Origin of the sequence: Campylobacter gracilis (genome assembly GCF_001190745.1) — a bacterium.
Lineage (GTDB): Bacteria > Campylobacterota > Campylobacteria > Campylobacterales > Campylobacteraceae > Campylobacter_B > Campylobacter_B gracilis.
This window is the reverse complement of the sequence record NZ_CP012196.1, coordinates 855,568-871,229: the sequence shown is the minus strand read 5'-3', so window position 1 is coordinate 871,229 and position 15,662 is coordinate 855,568. Positions and strand designations below refer to the sequence as shown.

At 49.1% G+C, this 15,662-nt stretch carries 15 protein-coding genes and 1 pseudogene; 4 read left to right on the top strand and 12 right to left on the bottom strand.

The annotated features are described in order from the left end of the window. Positions 1–5: 5 nt before the first annotated feature. The gene (locus CGRAC_RS04520; protein ID WP_005871915.1) at positions 6–644 is read right to left on the bottom strand and encodes a Crp/Fnr family transcriptional regulator; all 639 of its coding nucleotides are present in this window, start codon (positions 642–644) and stop codon (positions 6–8) included. A gap of 352 nt (positions 645–996) precedes the next feature. Here CGRAC_RS04520 and CGRAC_RS11505 point away from each other — a divergent pair, with 352 nt between their 5' ends. The 4 genes and pseudogenes from CGRAC_RS11505 (at position 997) to CGRAC_RS04495 (ending at position 4,299) form a co-directional block, all read left to right on the top strand. Next, positions 997–1,254: a hypothetical protein gene (locus CGRAC_RS11505; protein WP_005871919.1), complete on the top strand. Its 258-nt coding sequence runs from the start codon at positions 997–999 to the stop codon at positions 1,252–1,254. 12 nt (positions 1,255–1,266) lie between these two features. Further along, positions 1,267–1,827 (top strand): annotated as a pseudogene (locus tag CGRAC_RS11500) (class I SAM-dependent methyltransferase); the annotation flags it as partial. 226 nt (positions 1,828–2,053) lie between these two features. Continuing rightward, positions 2,054–3,466: an alanine/glycine:cation symporter family protein gene (locus CGRAC_RS04500; RefSeq protein ID WP_005871922.1), complete on the top strand. Its 1,413-nt coding sequence runs from the start codon at positions 2,054–2,056 to the stop codon at positions 3,464–3,466. A gap of 146 nt (positions 3,467–3,612) precedes the next feature. Next, complete coding sequence (locus tag CGRAC_RS04495) at positions 3,613–4,299, top strand: MOSC domain-containing protein (RefSeq protein ID WP_040304069.1); 687 nt, start codon at positions 3,613–3,615, stop codon at positions 4,297–4,299. Positions 4,300–5,262: 963 nt separating this feature from the next. Here the strand turns inward: CGRAC_RS04495 and CGRAC_RS04490 are convergent. The 11 genes from CGRAC_RS04490 to CGRAC_RS04440 all read right to left on the bottom strand — a co-directional run bounded on the left by CGRAC_RS04490 (position 5,263) and on the right by CGRAC_RS04440 (position 15,547). Continuing rightward, the gene (locus tag CGRAC_RS04490; RefSeq protein ID WP_005871928.1) at positions 5,263–6,234 is read right to left on the bottom strand and encodes a DUF6892 domain-containing protein; all 972 of its coding nucleotides are present in this window, start codon (positions 6,232–6,234) and stop codon (positions 5,263–5,265) included. 77 nt (positions 6,235–6,311) lie between these two features. Then, positions 6,312–6,920: a hypothetical protein gene (locus CGRAC_RS04485; RefSeq protein WP_005871930.1), complete on the bottom strand. Its 609-nt coding sequence runs from the start codon at positions 6,918–6,920 to the stop codon at positions 6,312–6,314. Positions 6,921–7,246: 326 nt separating this feature from the next. Beyond that, positions 7,247–7,624, bottom strand: coding sequence for a RidA family protein (locus CGRAC_RS04480; RefSeq protein ID WP_005871936.1), 378 nt, complete (start codon positions 7,622–7,624; stop codon positions 7,247–7,249). A 649-nt stretch (positions 7,625–8,273) separates the two neighbouring features. Continuing rightward, positions 8,274–8,558: a hypothetical protein gene (locus CGRAC_RS04475; RefSeq protein ID WP_040304071.1), complete on the bottom strand. Its 285-nt coding sequence runs from the start codon at positions 8,556–8,558 to the stop codon at positions 8,274–8,276. A 312-nt stretch (positions 8,559–8,870) separates the two neighbouring features. Next, a complete protein-coding gene (locus CGRAC_RS04470; protein WP_005871942.1) occupies positions 8,871–9,632 on the bottom strand; it encodes a TSUP family transporter in 762 nt (253 codons plus the stop codon). Positions 9,633–10,105: 473 nt separating this feature from the next. Continuing rightward, the gene (locus CGRAC_RS04465; RefSeq protein WP_005871944.1) at positions 10,106–10,894 is read right to left on the bottom strand and encodes a TIGR02757 family protein; all 789 of its coding nucleotides are present in this window, start codon (positions 10,892–10,894) and stop codon (positions 10,106–10,108) included. Beyond that, positions 10,891–12,351: an RsmD family RNA methyltransferase gene (locus tag CGRAC_RS12915; RefSeq protein WP_005871945.1), complete on the bottom strand. Its 1,461-nt coding sequence runs from the start codon at positions 12,349–12,351 to the stop codon at positions 10,891–10,893. The genes CGRAC_RS04465 and CGRAC_RS12915 overlap by 4 nt, the downstream gene beginning before the upstream one ends. After that, positions 12,344–12,670, bottom strand: coding sequence for a hypothetical protein (locus tag CGRAC_RS04455; protein ID WP_005871947.1), 327 nt, complete (start codon positions 12,668–12,670; stop codon positions 12,344–12,346). The genes CGRAC_RS12915 and CGRAC_RS04455 overlap by 8 nt, the downstream gene beginning before the upstream one ends. Next, complete coding sequence (locus CGRAC_RS12195; protein WP_005871948.1) at positions 12,670–13,767, bottom strand: SAM-dependent methyltransferase; 1,098 nt, start codon at positions 13,765–13,767, stop codon at positions 12,670–12,672. The genes CGRAC_RS04455 and CGRAC_RS12195 overlap by 1 nt, the downstream gene beginning before the upstream one ends. Next, the gene (locus CGRAC_RS04445; protein WP_005871949.1) at positions 13,764–14,933 is read right to left on the bottom strand and encodes an aspartate aminotransferase family protein; all 1,170 of its coding nucleotides are present in this window, start codon (positions 14,931–14,933) and stop codon (positions 13,764–13,766) included. The genes CGRAC_RS12195 and CGRAC_RS04445 overlap by 4 nt, the downstream gene beginning before the upstream one ends. Beyond that, positions 14,930–15,547 (bottom strand): trimeric intracellular cation channel family protein, encoded by a 618-nt coding sequence (locus tag CGRAC_RS04440; protein ID WP_040304072.1) that lies wholly within the window; start codon positions 15,545–15,547, stop codon positions 14,930–14,932. The genes CGRAC_RS04445 and CGRAC_RS04440 overlap by 4 nt, the downstream gene beginning before the upstream one ends. Positions 15,548–15,662 lie beyond the last annotated feature (115 nt).

The following is a 15,662-nucleotide window of genomic DNA, read 5'->3' as shown; positions in this document are numbered from 1 at the left end:
CGCGCCTAAACACAGTAGCTAAGCAACCTGTCGTAGTCCAGGATCAAAAACTCGTGCTGGCTAATTTTTTGAATTACGTTATCTTTTACAAGCTCGTTAAACGCGGTACTCGCACTTTGACGCTTGAGCCCTACAAAGGATGAAAGCACCTTTAGCGAAAAGGGCAAAAAGACATATTTGTAGCCATTTTGATGAAAATTCTGCTCGTTTGCAAGCTCGATCAAAAAGCTCGCGATGCGCCCTTTTGCATTTTCAAAAAGTATAGAGCGCGTGATTTTGCGCTGCAGCAGAATTATCTCTGTTAAAATTTTTATATATGCCTCGCAAAAGCTGCGATTTGCCAAGATCTCCCCTAGTCCGCTCGCATCGATCGTGTAAATCTCGCTATCCTCTAAAAACTCAAGCGCGCAAATTTCATTAAGAATGGTAATATTGTCCTTGTTTAGGTAGTTGATGATGAATTCTTCGCCGTCTTCAAAAAACGAAAGCTTCGCCTGCCCGCTTTTAAAAATAAAAACTTTAGGCGCTTCGCTATAAAAAACATAGCCTTTTTTGATGACTTGGTGCTCGAACATTGCAAGCTCCTCGTCGCTAAGCGTGGCGATAGCCTCGGTTTGCAGTAGTCCCAGCCGCGATTTTTCCATATAACCTCCAAAAGCTAAGAATTATACAATGAAATATTTAGACAAAGATAAAGCTGCACGGATGAAATTTACCATTCGCACTATGATTGCGCATCTAGGTCGCCGGAGCTAATAAATTTTATAGCTTTTAAAATTCTAAATTTTACCCGCGCTTTGCATAGCGTAAAATTTCAAAAATTTATGAGCTTTACGCGACAATATTATGGCCAAAACCCGCGGTACGAATTTAAAATTCTGTCTCTAAATAAAAATTCATATCATTTTATTGAAATTTTATTTAGCAAGGATATAATAATGCATATTAAAAATAAGCAGTATTTTGCTCGCAACGATACTGCAAGAAAGGCACTTTATGCAAAAGTTAAATTTTAAAAATAACGTCTCCGAGACGCTGCTAATCAATGTCTATATGCGCCATTTGGATTTCAAAGACAGGGGTCCGATCCTAAACGATCCCTTTTCAAGCGCCGTCGTAGAGCAGATCGATTATGATTTTGCGAAATTCGACGACGCGCGCCTTAGCAAAACTGGTACCGTGATACGCGCGAAATTTTTTGACGACGAGACGCTGCGGCTCGCAGCAGAGCTTGATCGCCCTATCATCGTGTAGCTCGGTGCGGGACTCGACACTCGCCCGCTTAGATTGCAAAAGGCCCTACCAAACGCCCTATTTTACGACCTCGACCTGCCCGACGTCATCTCCGTGCGCGACGAGCTGTTGCCCAAAGCAAAGAATAACTTCAGCCTGTCCTACTCGATGCTAGATCCCTCGTGGATGGACGAGCTAGTCGCAAAGCACGGCAGCATGGGCTACATCTTCATCTTAGAGGGCGTGAGTATGTATTTTGAAAAGGAGGAATTTAAGAAATTTTTTATCGCGCTTTCGCAAAAATTTAGCGGCTACGTGCTGAGTGATTTTATGAGCGAGTTTTCGATAAGAAAATTCGACTCCAAGCGCCACGATGCGATGCGACATATGCAAAACGCGCCCTTTAAAATGGGTATCAGTGGCGGCGCAGAGGTGCAGAGCTGGGAGCCTGAGCGTATCCGCTTTATAAAAGAAGCCGCGATGATGAAAATGTATCGCGAGCACTGGAGCCTTAAAGCGCGCCTCTTTAGTCTGATACCCGCCTTTTGCAACGCATGCAAGATGTTCGTTTTCAAAATCGGCGGTGATGAATAGGCCTAAAATTTCAGTTGATTGCTTTGCAAATTTCGACAGCTAAGGCGGGAATTCTAAGCTGCTTATCTGGCAAGCTGGCATGCAGAGCAAACGGCACATACCGCTTTGCTTAATGCTGAGTAAAATTATAAAAACGCTTTAAAATTTCGCTTAAATTTCTCTCGATTTATAGGAATTTAAGAGTTTTTAAAATATATTTTCGCATCTTAAATTCACGGAAAAGATCATGCAAAATTTTCTCGACAAACTCACTGCCACAATTGACGCGATCAACTCCTTTTTGTGGGGTCCGTATTTTCTGATCGCCCTACTTTGCGGCACCGGCGCGTATTTTACGGCACGCTTGCATTTAGTGCAAATTTTTAAATTTAGAATGGGTGCGCGCAAGCTTTTCGGCAACTTCTCCCTGCACGGCGAGGCTGCGGGTAAAAGCGGCATGAGCTCGTTCCAAGCCGTCGCCACGGCGATCGCGGCGCAAGTCGGCACGGGCAACCTGGTAGGCGCCAGCACTGCGTTAGTGATGGGCGGGCCGGGCGCGATATTTTGGATGTGGTGCGCGGCGTTTTTAGGCATGGCGACGAATTTTGCCGAGATCTGCCTCGCGCAAATTTACCGCACCAAGGACGACAGCGGACATATGATCGGAGGGCCCGCGTTTTACATCAGTCGCGGACTTAAAAACCCCCTAGCCAAGCCTTTAGCGGCGTTTTTTGCGCTAGCCATCATCTTTGCTTTGGGCTTCATGGGTAATATGGTGCAGGCAAACTCCATCTCAGACGGCTTTAGCAGCGCATTTGGAATCCCGAAGTGGGTGAGCGGCGCAGCATTGGCGCTCATCTGCTGCGTCATCTTTTTCGGCGGTGTCAAAGCGATCGCACGCGTAGCAGAAAAGGTCGTGCCACTAATGGCGATCTGCTACGTGCTGGTAGGTCTCGTCATCATCGGCTCAAATTTCGATAAAATTCCATCCGTCATCGCGCTGATATTCAAAGCCGCATTTGATCCATCGGCTGCTTGGGGCGGCGCTACGGGCGCTACGATCGCTACTGCGATGAGATACGGCATCGCGCGCGGGCTCTTTTCAAACGAAGCGGGTATGGGCTCGACGCCGCACGCACACGCCGCAGCGAACGTCAAACACCCCGTAGATCAAGCCGTGCTCGGCATAATGGGCGTTTTCGTCGATACCTTCATCGTGCTTAATATCACCGTTTTTGTCGTACTCAGTACCGACGTAGTCACCTTCGAAAACGGCAAGGCGGTATTTTCGGGCATCTCGCTGGTGCAGGAAGCCTTCGCATCGCAGATTTTGGGTCGCAGCGGCGGCTACGGCTTCGTGGCGATCTGCCTGTTTTTCTTCGCATTTACCACGATTTTGGGCTGGTATTACTTCGCCGAAATCAACGTGCGATACCTCCTGGGCGCAAAATTCGTCAAGCTCTTGCAAATTTTAGTCGTCGCATTCGTATTCATAGGAAGCGTGCAAAAGATCGACCTAGTCTGGGGGCTAGCGGATATGTTTAACGGACTGATGGTGATCCCAAACTTAATCGCGATCATCCTACTTAGCCCCGTCGTCGTGCGGCTTTTGAGCGACTTTAACGACGGCAAAAGTTACGACGCGAACGACTACAAATAACGCCGCGCGCTAAATTTCAAACCTGTACTTGGATTTTAGCGCGCAATCATCTTAAAATTTAGAATTTTAAAATTCTTTTCGCGCTAAAATCCTTGCCTAAATTTTATGATCTAAGGAGAACGGATGCAAATTTTAAGGAGCAAAAAATGCCCGTTTTAAAGGCATTACTGACCGGGCAACCGCACGCTTACGGCGACGAGCACGCTACGCAGCCTCTAAAAAAGCGCTGGGAGACGGCGATATTCAAGCAAGCTAGAGCGGACGAAGTGCGCGCGAATGAGCTTGGATTCGAGGGCGATGCGGTAGCCGATACGCTGCATCACGGCGGTGAGGAAAAGGCGATTTTTGCCAACTCGCTGCAAAATTACGCCGCGTGGGAGAGGTTTTTGGGGCTTAAAAACCTAGCCTACGGCGCAATGGGCGAAAACCTCACGATCAGCGGACTACACGAGCAAAACGTATGCATCGGCGATGTGCACCGCATAGGCTCGCTGGTACTGCAAGTAAGCCAGCCGCGCAAGCCCTGCTACAAGCTCTCGATGCGCTGGGGCAATGCGAAGATGACGGCGGAAATCGCTCGTAGCGGACTTACCGGCTGGTACTACCGCGTGCTGGAGGCGGGCTCGTGCCGCGCGGGCGACGAGATCTACGTCGTAGAGCGCGATCCCGCTACGATGAGTATAATGGAGCTCAACCGTCTATTTTACGGCGAGCGTATCGATAAAGGGCTGTTAGCAAAATTTAACCTGCTTACGACGCTTACGCCAAAATGGCGCGAGGACATGCGCCGCAAGCTAGAAGGCAGCTACGACGACAGCTTTATGCGGCTATGAAATTTAGCCTCTAAGCGGCGCTATAAGATCAGCAAAGCAGCGCCGCGTCTCGTTAGCTTTAATACGCCCTCCGGTACGAGTTCTCAAAAATTTTATAAACCCGCTAACGCTAGCTTTCAAGGCACTTTCTAGCCCATCAATCAGCTTATAAAAAACGCTTTCTTGCGAGCCAGCCTACAAAATACTTTTTTGCTTGAGCATGTAAAAGATCTTTTAGGCTTTCGGTATTAGCGCGATTAGCGCGCAAAACCACTTCTTAAGTGCGAGCCGTAAATTTAGGTTAAATTTCAAAGCCGAAATTTTAATTTAATCCGCGCCGCGCGCGCAAACACAATCTGTTCTCGCACTCTGTTTTGCAGTGCGACACAGGCTGCAAGCAAAATTAAAAACGCAAATTTAACCGCGCTTAGAATTTAATCTATATGAAATCTAAATTTAATCGCACATTCAAAGCCGCGCGCTACGCTCTTTGTAAATTTTAAAATTTAAAAGCGGTAAATTTAACTCTCTTGCTCGCAGCGAATTTTCTATAAAAGCCAAAAAGAAAATTATTTACTCGCGTGACACTTCATCTCGCGCATTCAGCGACGCAGCTCTTATGCTGCAAACGAGCTCCTAAAAGCTTTTAACGCGCGCCAAATTAAGCGCCAAAGCCTTACCTACCGCCTTTAAAAGCTCATTCATAGCGCTCGCTATAAGTAGAATTTTGCGTGGAATTTTCTGCGGCGCGGTAACAATTACAACCTTTTAAGAGCGCGACGCTAGTTCTTTCTCAAATAAAACTATGTCGTCTAATAGTAACAATTACAACCTTTTAAGAGCGCGACCGCAGTTTAAAAGCCTACTTCAGCTTTTTAAAACGCATCCGAATGCCCGCTGGAATGCGCATTTATAAAGCGTTTAAAAGCCTATTTCGGCTTTTTTAAAACCGCGCGCTGTATGGCTCAAAGTCCACTTCCGCGCTCAATCAACTACCGTGATCCCCGCATCTGCGCAGGCTTTTCGCGCCTTTTTAGATATGTCGATGCCGGTCGTTTCGATTTTCTTAAGGTTTTTGAATTGCGCAAGCTCGGCGGCGTCAATGTTTTTGATATCGAAAAGCTCATCCTCGCCGTCCCAATCAGGCGCGATTTGCAGATAAATTTCGTTTCCGCCGTCAAGATAGAGCTCGCTAACCTGCTCCGCCAGATTTGCGGGGACCGGATAGTCCTTAAACCACTTTTTGGCTTGCGGCAGGGCGCCAAAATCCGCATACGGATCGATGCCGCGCTCCTCGCAGTACTCAAACACGTCAAATTTGGGCTCCAGTAGGGCTTTTTCGTACATCAGTTCGTTCATCACGGCGACTTTGAAATTTAAATTTTTAAACGCTAGTGTCTCGCCGGCCGCGCGCGGAAGCTTAAATTTATCGCTCGGCTTTCGTTTTACCTTTTTCTCTTTTTGATTGATGCAGACGCGCCCTATCGGCATTTTCGCAGCTCGCACGATGTCTGCAATCTCGTCGGTGTCGCGCTTAGCGAAGCGCTCGGCAAAGTCCATCGCGCCTATGCGCTCCTGCACGGCCTCGGCTAGAGCTAGTGAGACTTCGAATTTGCCCAGGCTAAGCTCCAAAAATATATATGCGCCGCGCAGCTCCTGCTCCGGCACGGCCTCAAGCGGCGGTCTGCCCTCTAGCGTGAACGCGCCGCCGTATAGCTTGTGCGGAACCTCGTGCTGCACGCCCTTTGCGACCTCAAGCATCAAAATCATCTCGGTAAGCTTCGGCTCTGCTAGCTCGCCTGCGCGCACGAAGGCGAAAATCCCCGCCTCATCCCAAAAATAGCGGCTTTTGCCCTCTCCGTCATCGATCACGCGCGGCTGCCCCAAAGCTTCGTTAAGCTTAGCCAGATCAAATTCGCAATTTACGCCGCCGATGAAAATGCCGTCCGGACGCACATCGATGTCAAATTTTTGCTTTTTAAAAATATCAAACAGTCCTATTTATCACTCCTAATTTTGCGTTAAATTTCGTCTTAAAATTTTTCCAAAAACCCGTAAAAATCGTCCGCGAAAAGCCTATCCTCGCCCTCCGCGTAGTCGCGCACATAGACTTTGTATTCGCACGGCGCGGCGCCTGCCCGCTCGCTCGCTATCTCTTTCGTCGCTCCGCTTGCCGCCTCGTCCGCCGCTTCGCTTGTTGTTGCGCCCGCTGTTTTACACGTCGTTTCATCTGGTGCTTCTGCATTAATATTGCGCGCCACATCCGGCGATCTCTCCGCGCGCGCTTCGTCGCCAGATGCCCTATTTTCCGCACCGTTGGCTACCGTCGCTACCACTGTATCACGCGCCGTCGCGCCCGCAGCTTCGCCGCTCATGCTCTCCGCCGTCTTGCCGCGCGCCGTGTTTGGCAAGCCGTCCGCTATGTCGCTTGCGGGCGAAATTTTAAAATAATACTCCTCGTCCTCGAGCTGCAAAAACACAAGCTCGTCCGCGGCGAATAGCCCGTTTTTGAGATTTACCTCATACGTGTAGCAGATGTCGGCGTCGGCACTATCCGCAAACTTGGGCGGTGCGATCGTTTTTAGCTCGATCCGCGCCGCGCTCACGCTAGCGTATCTTAGCAGCATCTGCTTGTAACTCACAGGCAGCGCAAAACCGAGCCGCCGCTGCGCCTACGCGATCCATGCGGGCTCTATATCGCTGCACCCCGAGGCCGTGATATTTTTATATTTTCGAATAAGTTTTTCTATCGTTTTGATCCCATTTTGAGCGAGAAATTTTAACGCCCTAGCAGCGCCAAGACGCGCTGTTTGCATAGATCCACGGGCATTTGGCGCGGCTTTGAAAATCTAAATTTAAAAGCACGCAGCTTCAAAACCAAAGCAAGCCGTTTAAATTTCGAGCAGCCCGCGTCTAAATTTTAACCACAAATACGAGCTCCCAGTGCCCTAGCGACCTAAATTTAGCGCTAAGCCCTAGCCAGCGCTATTACTTCGATCTCCACAAGCGCCCCCTTGGGGAGTTTGGCGACCTGCACCGTGCTACGAGCCGGCTTGTGCTCGCCGAATGCCGCTGCGTATATCTCGTTCACCGCGGCAAAATCACCCATATCGGCTAGGAAAATCGTCGTTTTGACGGCATCTTGCAGCGTCGCGCCCGCTTCTTTCAGGATCGCGGCGAGGTTTTGCAAAACCTGCCTCGTCTGCGCCTCCACGCCGCCCGCGACAAACTCGCCGTCGGGCTTAAGCGCGATCTGTCCCGAGGTAAAGATGAACCCGCCCGCCTTGATCGCCTGAGAGTACGGTCCGATGGCCTGCGCCGCATCAGGAGTCGAAATAATCTGCATATTAAATCCTTTGTGAAAAATTTCGTCCATTTTATCGCAAAATATTTTAACTTTGTTTTAGGCGGCGGAATTTCGCGAGCGGGCGGGCGTGGATGCGGCTGGTACGATGAAATTTAATTGGCGCGAGAGGTTGCTAAATTTCGGCGGGCGAGGCGAAACAGATACGTAGCGATACGGCAAATTTAAATGGCATGGATAGGCAAAATTTCGCCTACGATAGCAAAATGAAACGGCAGACGCAGCGGTGCGGTTAAATTTATCGCACAAATATAGCGGACAATATGGCTAGAAGCTAGCGCAGAATAGCGAGCCGTGGCGGCGAAACGGCAAATTTAAAAGAGCTAACGGGCGCAACAAAACAGCGTGTGAAAGTGCGGCTAAATTTAATCGATACGGGCACGGCGGCGAATCTGCACAGCAAATGGTTAAACTGTCGGCACGAGCGCGGGCGAGCAAAACGGCTCGCTAACGGTGGCGTGTATTTTAAAAAGCGAGTAAGCGGGAAAGGGGCGTGCGCGACGGTGCCCGATTAAATTTCATCAATGCGAGCACTATAATGCCGCGCGCTCGGCAATACGACGACTCTATCGGCGATATCGAATGAATGCATGGCGATACGACGAAATAGATACAGACAGTGCGGCTAAATTTAGCCGATGCGAATGGACGAAACTTCATCGGCATCGTTGTACAGCAAATCAAATCCTTGCACCATCAAGACCATCAATGTCGCGACAGCAAAACCAAGCCGCCCACGGTAGTGATACCGGCGGTGGGGCGGTAAAAGCAGCGCCAAAATCACTACCATCGCAGCAGAAAGAACAGCGCCGTTATAAAAAATCAGTGCGACACCGCGCAACGCAATTAAAATCCTCGCAATAGCAAGCGCAGTAACGAAGTCGTCAATGTAGCGGAGCAAAATTAACGCTACCAAAATAATAAAATCAAGACCTCACGACAAGCGAGACCTCCGACGCAACGGCAACAGAATCAACATCACAACAGCGGGAAATTAGCGTAGTCGTGACAAGATTAGCACAACGCCACGGTAAAATCGGCGCCATCGAAGCGAGACTGGCGCGACCCTACAACAAGATCTGCGCTACTGCGGCAGCAAGATCAGCGTCATCGAAATAGATCAGCGAAAGCTCATAAAATTTTACGTGAAATTTTATACGAAATCCTGTATAAAATTCTATGATTTTGGCTTGAGATTGGTCTGCGATCGGCCTTCAATCGGTCTGTATCAATTTGCAATCAGTCCGTAAAGTAGCTTTAAAATCGTCGCGGCAACGACGAACAGAAGCATCTTGCGCACGAATTTCACGTCGCATCGCATCACTAGACTTGAACCTGCGAAGCTGCCCGCGATCTGTCCGACCGCCATCACCGCTCCGACGAGCCATAAAATTTGCCCACCGATGATAAAAACGCCTAAAGAGACGATGTTTGAGGTAAAATTTAAAACCTTCGTGTGCGCGACCGCCTTTTTCATATAAAGCCCTAAAATTCCTACGAGCGCAAACGTCCAAAACGAGCCCGTACCGGGGCCGAAAAATCCGTCGTAAAAGCCCAAAACAAGCCCGAAAATAGCGTAAAAGCTCTTTTTTGACATCTTGGGTTTGGCGGGCGCTTCGCCAAGGTTTGGCGAAAAAATCATATAAAAGAAAAGCGCCAGTAGCAGGATCGGAATGAGGTAGTTTAGGAATTTCGCATCGATTAGAAGCAGGACATAAGCGCCGACGAGTCCGCCGATAAACGTAAAAACCACGCCGCGCAAGATCTCCGCCACATCGACGTAACCCTTGCGGATGAAATTTAAAGCGGCGGTGAAGCTTCCGAAGCTGCCTTGAAATCTATTTGTGGCGATCGCTACATGCGGCGGGATACCCACGGCAAGCAGCGCAGGCAGCGAAATCAGCCCGCCGCCGCCCGCGATCGAGTCGATAAATCCGCCGAAAAACGCCGCCGCAAAAAGCACCGCAAACTGCCAAAGTTCAAGCTCCATTTTTGTCCTTTTCTAAAATCACACAGGCACGCGCTATGAACGCCTGCTAGAATTCCGCGCAATTACGATCGTAAAACTGCTCATGCGCCGCAAAGTGCATACGAGCGCCTGCTAGAATTTCGTGAAATCCTATAAAATTTCGCGGAATTATATCGGATTTTGCCGCGCCTCTCTGCTTAAATTTTATGAAATTTATCGCGCGATTGCCGTTTTAGCTCCATGCAATTTATCGCGTCGTGCGTGAACTGCAAAATTTCATAAAATTTAAGTAGCGTAAGGCTGTGGAATTTTACCCAAATTCTACAAGTTAGCACTATAAATTTTACGCGACTATCCGTGAAATTTGCAGAATTTTATGAAGCGATCTCTTGCTAAAATTTTATAAAATTTCGGCGCGCCGTACTCAAGGCGCACGACAAAATCCATAAAGCCAACTCCGCTTATGCGACAGCACAGCGCAAAATTCCGCCGACTTACTTCGCAGTTTTATCTAAACTCGCGCTTAGTACAGGTAAAATTTTATCTATCTCGCCGCTCTGTCCAAGGCGATACAGCGCGAAGTCGTATTTGATGGGATCGCTCGGATCGAAGCGCCTTAAGCTTTGCGTAAGCTGCAAAACCGCCTCAAAATCGTAACTCTTGCGATCGATCAGCCCAAGCTTAAGTGAAACTTTATGCGTGTGGGTATCGAGCGGGATGAGGAGGCGCGATTTTTCGATCTTTTTGTACAGCCCCAGATCGATGTCGCTGTCGCGCACCGCCCAGCGCAGGAAAAGATTGTAGCGCTTGTACGGCGACGCGGGCCTTTGCGCGAAGCCGCGCCCGAAAAAAAACTCATATCCCTGGCTGCGATAAGGATTTAATCTGTAAATTTCGCCAATTAAAAAATTTATCCCATCCTCGATCCGTCCGTTTTTTTGCATGCCGCGAAGCACGCTCTCCTCGATGCTAAGGCTATTTTTAAGCCGCTTTAAAGTTATAAAAATTTCAGCGACGTCGCGCGGGCTTTGAAATCTATACTTTTTGCCCGCAAGTTCCGCACCAATGCACTCATCGCTCTCGTCTAAAAGAGAAAAATCAAGCGAGCGAAGGAATTTTAAAATTTGAGCCGCGTTGCCGTAAGCAAACAGCGCGCAGATGAGCGCTACGACGTCGTTTCGATGTCCCTTTGCGACCTGCAGCGGATCGGGCGCGCCGAAAAGATCCGCGTCGCAATTTTTCAAATCGGCGTAATAATCTAAAATTTGCTTTAAGCTTTTCATCTTGCGTAGTAACTCATCGTTGTAGCGCCGAATTTGCGCGATTTAAGCAGCGCGAAATCGCCGATTTTAGGCGGCAGCTCAAGCTCGCTCATATGCTCGATCGCGATTAGCAGCTCGCACTGCACGGAGCCTAGGCGCGCTATTAGCGCCAACACGCGCTCGTAAATCTCACCAAAGCCCTGCCTGATCGCAAACGGCGGGTCCAGATATACAAACACTCTGCGCGCGGGATCGGAGACGGAATTTTCACTAGAATTTGCGGTATGGCTTTCGCTAAAATTTACGGCAGAGCATTCGCCTAAGCCGTTTGCGGTAGAGCTTTCGCCTAAACCGCAGGAGAAATTTTCACGGGAGTTAGCGGCAGAATTTTTTCTTGAACCGCGGGTTAAATTTACGTTTGGGCGTGAATTTTCTTCACACTTGGGGCTAAATTTTCCGTCAGAATTCTCAGTAGAATTTTTTCTTGAATCATAGACGAAATTTGCGCTTGAATGTAAACTTTTTCTGCAGCTAGAATCAAAATTTTCGCCTAAATTTAAGCTTTTTTTCTCTTCGCAGCCCACGTCTAAGCCCGCACCGCGATTTACGTCAAAATTAGAGCTTTCGCCGCATTTTGAGTTTAAATTTAAGTTGCAATTAGCGGTCTCGGTGCCGCTAGCGTCGTATTGAGAAGCGCAGTTATCGTCAAACTTTTCGCTAAAGCTCGCGACGTCCGTGGCTAGCGAATTAACGCAGTATTTTATACTAGAAGCGCCCGCATAATCGCCAATCCGGGCACAATCGCCAAAGCCCTCGCTCGCGTGATCACCATTTGTGCCGCTCTGCGCGCCATTTTGCGCGCTGTCAGGCGCACCGTTTCCCGTGCCGCATTTAGCTAAATTTTTCACGCCACTTTGCGCGTTATCTTCCGCTTCGATGCTTTGCGCGGCGCGGTATCCGTTCTTGCCCTGCTCTACGCTACTAAAGCTTTTGCGGCAACCCTCTTTTTCGCTGCTTGAATTTTTACAGCAGGCGTCGTCGTTGGCATGGTTTTTGAAATTTTTGCCGCTCAAATTTAACGAATTCGCGCCCGAGCATCCGTTCGTGCCCGCTTGCAGCTCGTGCAAAATTTCGGGTAGTCGCTCGAAGCAATCGCCCAAAATCGCATTTGCGCCGAGCCCAAAAAGCTCGAAATTTTTCCGCATTATCTTATGCGCGACGGCATCCTTTTCGATCGCATAAACGTTTTTTGCGCCGTTGCTTAGCGCTTCAAGCGCCATCGCACCGCTGCCGCCGAAGCACTCGATAAACGTCGCGCCGCGCAACTCCGCCCGCCACGTATCGAAAAACGAGCCCTTTACGATGCTTTTCGTGCTGCGCGTGCTCGAAAGCGCGGGCAGAGCGAGCTTTTTACCTTTGTAAATGCCGCTTGAAATTTGCGTAAAGAGCGCGCCGTCAGGTTTGGAAAATTTAGCCATTTTGCCTTCTTAAAATTTCGATGATTCTTGTCTTAAACTCATCAAACAGCGCGCAAATTTCCTCTTCCGCCGCATCGTATCCGCTAAGATTCCGCTTTAGCAAACCTTGGAAATCCTCCAGCTTCGATAGCAAGGTATTCTTTGAAAACGGTAGCGTCAGATCTCCGCCCTCGCTGATTAAAAATAGCGGTTTTGCCGAGCTTTGTGGCTCATCGCTTATCACAAAGTCGCAATCCTGTGCACTTGCGGCATGGTCTTTCAAAAACAACTCCAGCGTCTTTTGTAAAATTTCGCAGTCGCAATCGATAAAAGCTTTCATCAAAGCCCCTTTTTAAATTTTATCATCTTAAACTTCTCGCCAAACTCCGCGCGCAGGTGATTGAACTGCAAAAGCGCGTTGTGATAGCCCTTCTCGCCGCTTTTTTGCATAAAAAGCTCTAAAAGCTGGACCGCGCCAAAGTCCATCAAAGCTGCGATCTGTCTTTTAAAATCCGTCGCCGCCGCGCCCGCGTCCTCAAACGCCGCGCGTAAAATTTCAAAATTTACGTCGTAGGTAAGATCGCTTTTGCCGTAAAAATCGCTCAAGTTTTGCACCTCAAAGAAGCTAAAAACTTCGTGATTTCGGTAGATCCGCAGGCTAAAATCGCCGCTAGCGCCCATCTGCCCGTAATCGAAGGCGATGAAATAAAACCGCTGCGCGCTGGCACAAATTTCGCGCGCAAAGCGAAAGTATCCGACCGGGATTTCGCCGCGCGAGATACCGAATCTGCGCGCGATGGTCAAAATTTCGCCTTCTTTTATGGGGGCAAATTTTGCCGCACCGCTTTTTATAAAAAGCATATTTTCGCCATCCACCGCCTCGCATTTAAAGGCGTCGAAAAGCTCATTTGCCACAAAGATCACATCTTTAAATTTCGCCTCGCGCGCGCTTGCAAAGTGCTTTAGCGCGATTTCGCCGCCGAAGCACTCCACAAAGCTCGCCCGCTGTAGCTCGCGCAGACGCTCGTGCGGCTCGATGATCGCAAAACTAAATCTATTAAGCGCCGCCACACCGCCTAGCGTAAATATAGCTTGCGCTATGTCGCAAAGCAGCCGCCCGTCGTGCGATCCTATCTCTACGATAGCGATTTTGGCGTTATTTTGCGATTTTTCTGCGAGCACAATATCTAAATTTGGTTCGCCGGGATTAGCCGCAAAATTTTGCCGCGATGCAATTGGGCTTGTCGCCGCATCTAAGCTTAATGCTTGCGTCGCGCCAAAATCAGCGCTTAGGCGTAAAATTTCGTGCGCGATGCAGATCCCAAAGAAGCTCCCTACGCTCACGGCGGTGTAAAAATCGCCGCTCTTGCCGATTTTAGCGGCATTTGCGTAGTATCTCTCGTTTAGCCAGCCCTCAAAAAAATCGCTAAATTTCACGCCCGCACTATCTCGTCCAGGCTTTTGCGTAGGCGCGCGAAGCCCTCTTTGATCTCGGATTTTTTGATATTTAATGCAGGCAAAAATCTAAGGGTGCGCTTACCGGATTTTAGGATCAAAAGCCCGTTTTGCAGGGCTTTGTTAAAGATCTCGCCCAGATTTTTTTCATCGCGCAACACGAGGCCCTGCATCAGACCGAGCCCCACGCGCTTTTCGATCAGGCTAGGATAGTCTGCGGCGATGGCGTCTAGTTTTTTGATAAATCTTTTTATAGTCTTATCAAGCTTGCCGCTCGCTTTTAAAAACTGAAGCTGCGAAAGCACCGCAAGCGCCGTAGAGGTCGCCAAAAAGTTACCGCCGAAGGTGCTGCCGTGCTCGCCCGGAGCGAAAATGTTTTGCTGCGCCACGCACGCGCCGATCGGCACGCCGCCCGCAAGACCTTTGGCAAAGGTGATGATGTCGGGGCGGATGCCGTAAATTTGCGACGTCGCAAACTCGCCCGTGCGATATACGCCACACTGCACCTCGTCGGTGATTAAAAGCAGCTTTCTCTCTTTTAAAACAGCCGCCAGCTTTTGCACGCTAGCCTTATCCAGAGGTTTAATGCCGCCCTCGCCCTGGACTAGCTCGATCATCACGGCGACGCTGTTTTCATCGATGTGCGCGATGATCTCCTCGATATCGTCGAAAAATTTAAACCCGGGCATATAGGGCGCAAAAATTTCCGGATGAAATTTCTCCTGCCCGGTAGCTTGTAGCGTCGCTAGCGTGCGGCCGTGGAATGAATTTCGCAGAGTTAGAATTTCAAATTTTTTATTAGGGAAGTTTACGGTGCCGTATTTGCGCGCCATTTTGATCGCAGCTTCGTTCGCCTCCGCGCCCGAGTTGCAAAACACCGCGTATGTACGGTACCCCAAAAGCTCGCTAATCTTTTGAGCCAGGGCTTCTTGGGGCAGAATTCTATAGATATTTGAGCCGTGGATGATCTGCGCGGCTTGCGTGCCGATCGCTTCTAAGACGATCTCGTTTGCGTGCCCTAGACAGTTTACGCCGATACCCGCGCCAAAATCCACGTAGTCCTTGCCCGCTTCATCATAGACTATCGAGCCCTCGCCTCTTACTAGCGCTACGTTTACGCGCGCGAAATTATCCATCAAATAGTTCATTTTTTATACTCCACTTTAGGCAGATGCCAAGATTTGTAATAAGCCATCATGCGAAACGCAACCCCTAAAACTAGCAAAATAAGCACCGAAACTACGCCGCTAAGCCCCAATCCATCAAGCACGAAATATATCAAGCCCACGCCCATGCTTATCGTGCCATAAAGCCCCGTATGTAAAAACCACGGCACTTCGTTCAGCAGTACGTCGCGCAAAATGCCACCACCCACGCCGTTGCAAAATGCGATCAGTACTACGCCGAAAACGTTGTGATTGTAGCTTAGCGCGACCATCGCTCCAACGATCGAAAAGCTTATGACGTCGATCGCATCGGTTAGAATAAATAAAAATTTACCCTCTAAATCGCGGTTCTCGTAAAGTTTGGCAAAAATGGCTACGGCGCTTACCGCAAGCACGATGGTTACGGGCGCGTAGTGCGTAAATGAGTAGATCTCGCGGCTTACCAAGGTGTCGCGCATGATCCCGCCGCCAAGCGCAGTCAAAAACGCCGCGATAAAGATCCCAAGCCAATCGCAGCCCTTCTTAACGCCGAATAAAAACCCGCTAAGCGCCGCCGAAGCGATGCCCACGCACTCCGTAAGCTCTAAAATACTCATATCACAAACCGCTAAAATCCTTTTAAAAACGCATTTTACAACAACTAAATATAAATTTGGGTAAAGCGCGACGAGAGGGAGAAATTTAGGCGCGGTGAGATAAATTTCAGAACGG

Excerpts from the sequence above, each read along its gene's own strand:
- CGRAC_RS04520 (WP_005871915.1), bottom strand. The coding sequence starts at position 644 with ATGGAAAAATCGCGGCTGGGACTACTGCAAACCGAGGCTATCGCCACG.
- CGRAC_RS11505 (WP_005871919.1), top strand. The coding sequence starts at position 997 with ATGCAAAAGTTAAATTTTAAAAATAACGTCTCCGAGACGCTGCTAATC.
- CGRAC_RS04500 (WP_005871922.1), top strand. The coding sequence starts at position 2,054 with ATGCAAAATTTTCTCGACAAACTCACTGCCACAATTGACGCGATCAAC.
- CGRAC_RS04495 (WP_040304069.1), top strand. The coding sequence starts at position 3,613 with ATGCCCGTTTTAAAGGCATTACTGACCGGGCAACCGCACGCTTACGGC.
- CGRAC_RS04480 (WP_005871936.1), bottom strand. The coding sequence starts at position 7,624 with ATGCAGATTATTTCGACTCCTGATGCGGCGCAGGCCATCGGACCGTAC.
- CGRAC_RS04470 (WP_005871942.1), bottom strand. The coding sequence starts at position 9,632 with ATGGAGCTTGAACTTTGGCAGTTTGCGGTGCTTTTTGCGGCGGCGTTT.
- CGRAC_RS04465 (WP_005871944.1), bottom strand. The coding sequence starts at position 10,894 with ATGAAAAGCTTAAAGCAAATTTTAGATTATTACGCCGATTTGAAAAAT.
- CGRAC_RS12915 (WP_005871945.1), bottom strand. The coding sequence starts at position 12,351 with ATGGCTAAATTTTCCAAACCTGACGGCGCGCTCTTTACGCAAATTTCA.
- CGRAC_RS04455 (WP_005871947.1), bottom strand. The coding sequence starts at position 12,670 with ATGAAAGCTTTTATCGATTGCGACTGCGAAATTTTACAAAAGACGCTG.
- CGRAC_RS04445 (WP_005871949.1), bottom strand. The coding sequence starts at position 14,933 with ATGAACTATTTGATGGATAATTTCGCGCGCGTAAACGTAGCGCTAGTA.
- CGRAC_RS04440 (WP_040304072.1), bottom strand. The coding sequence starts at position 15,547 with ATGAGTATTTTAGAGCTTACGGAGTGCGTGGGCATCGCTTCGGCGGCG.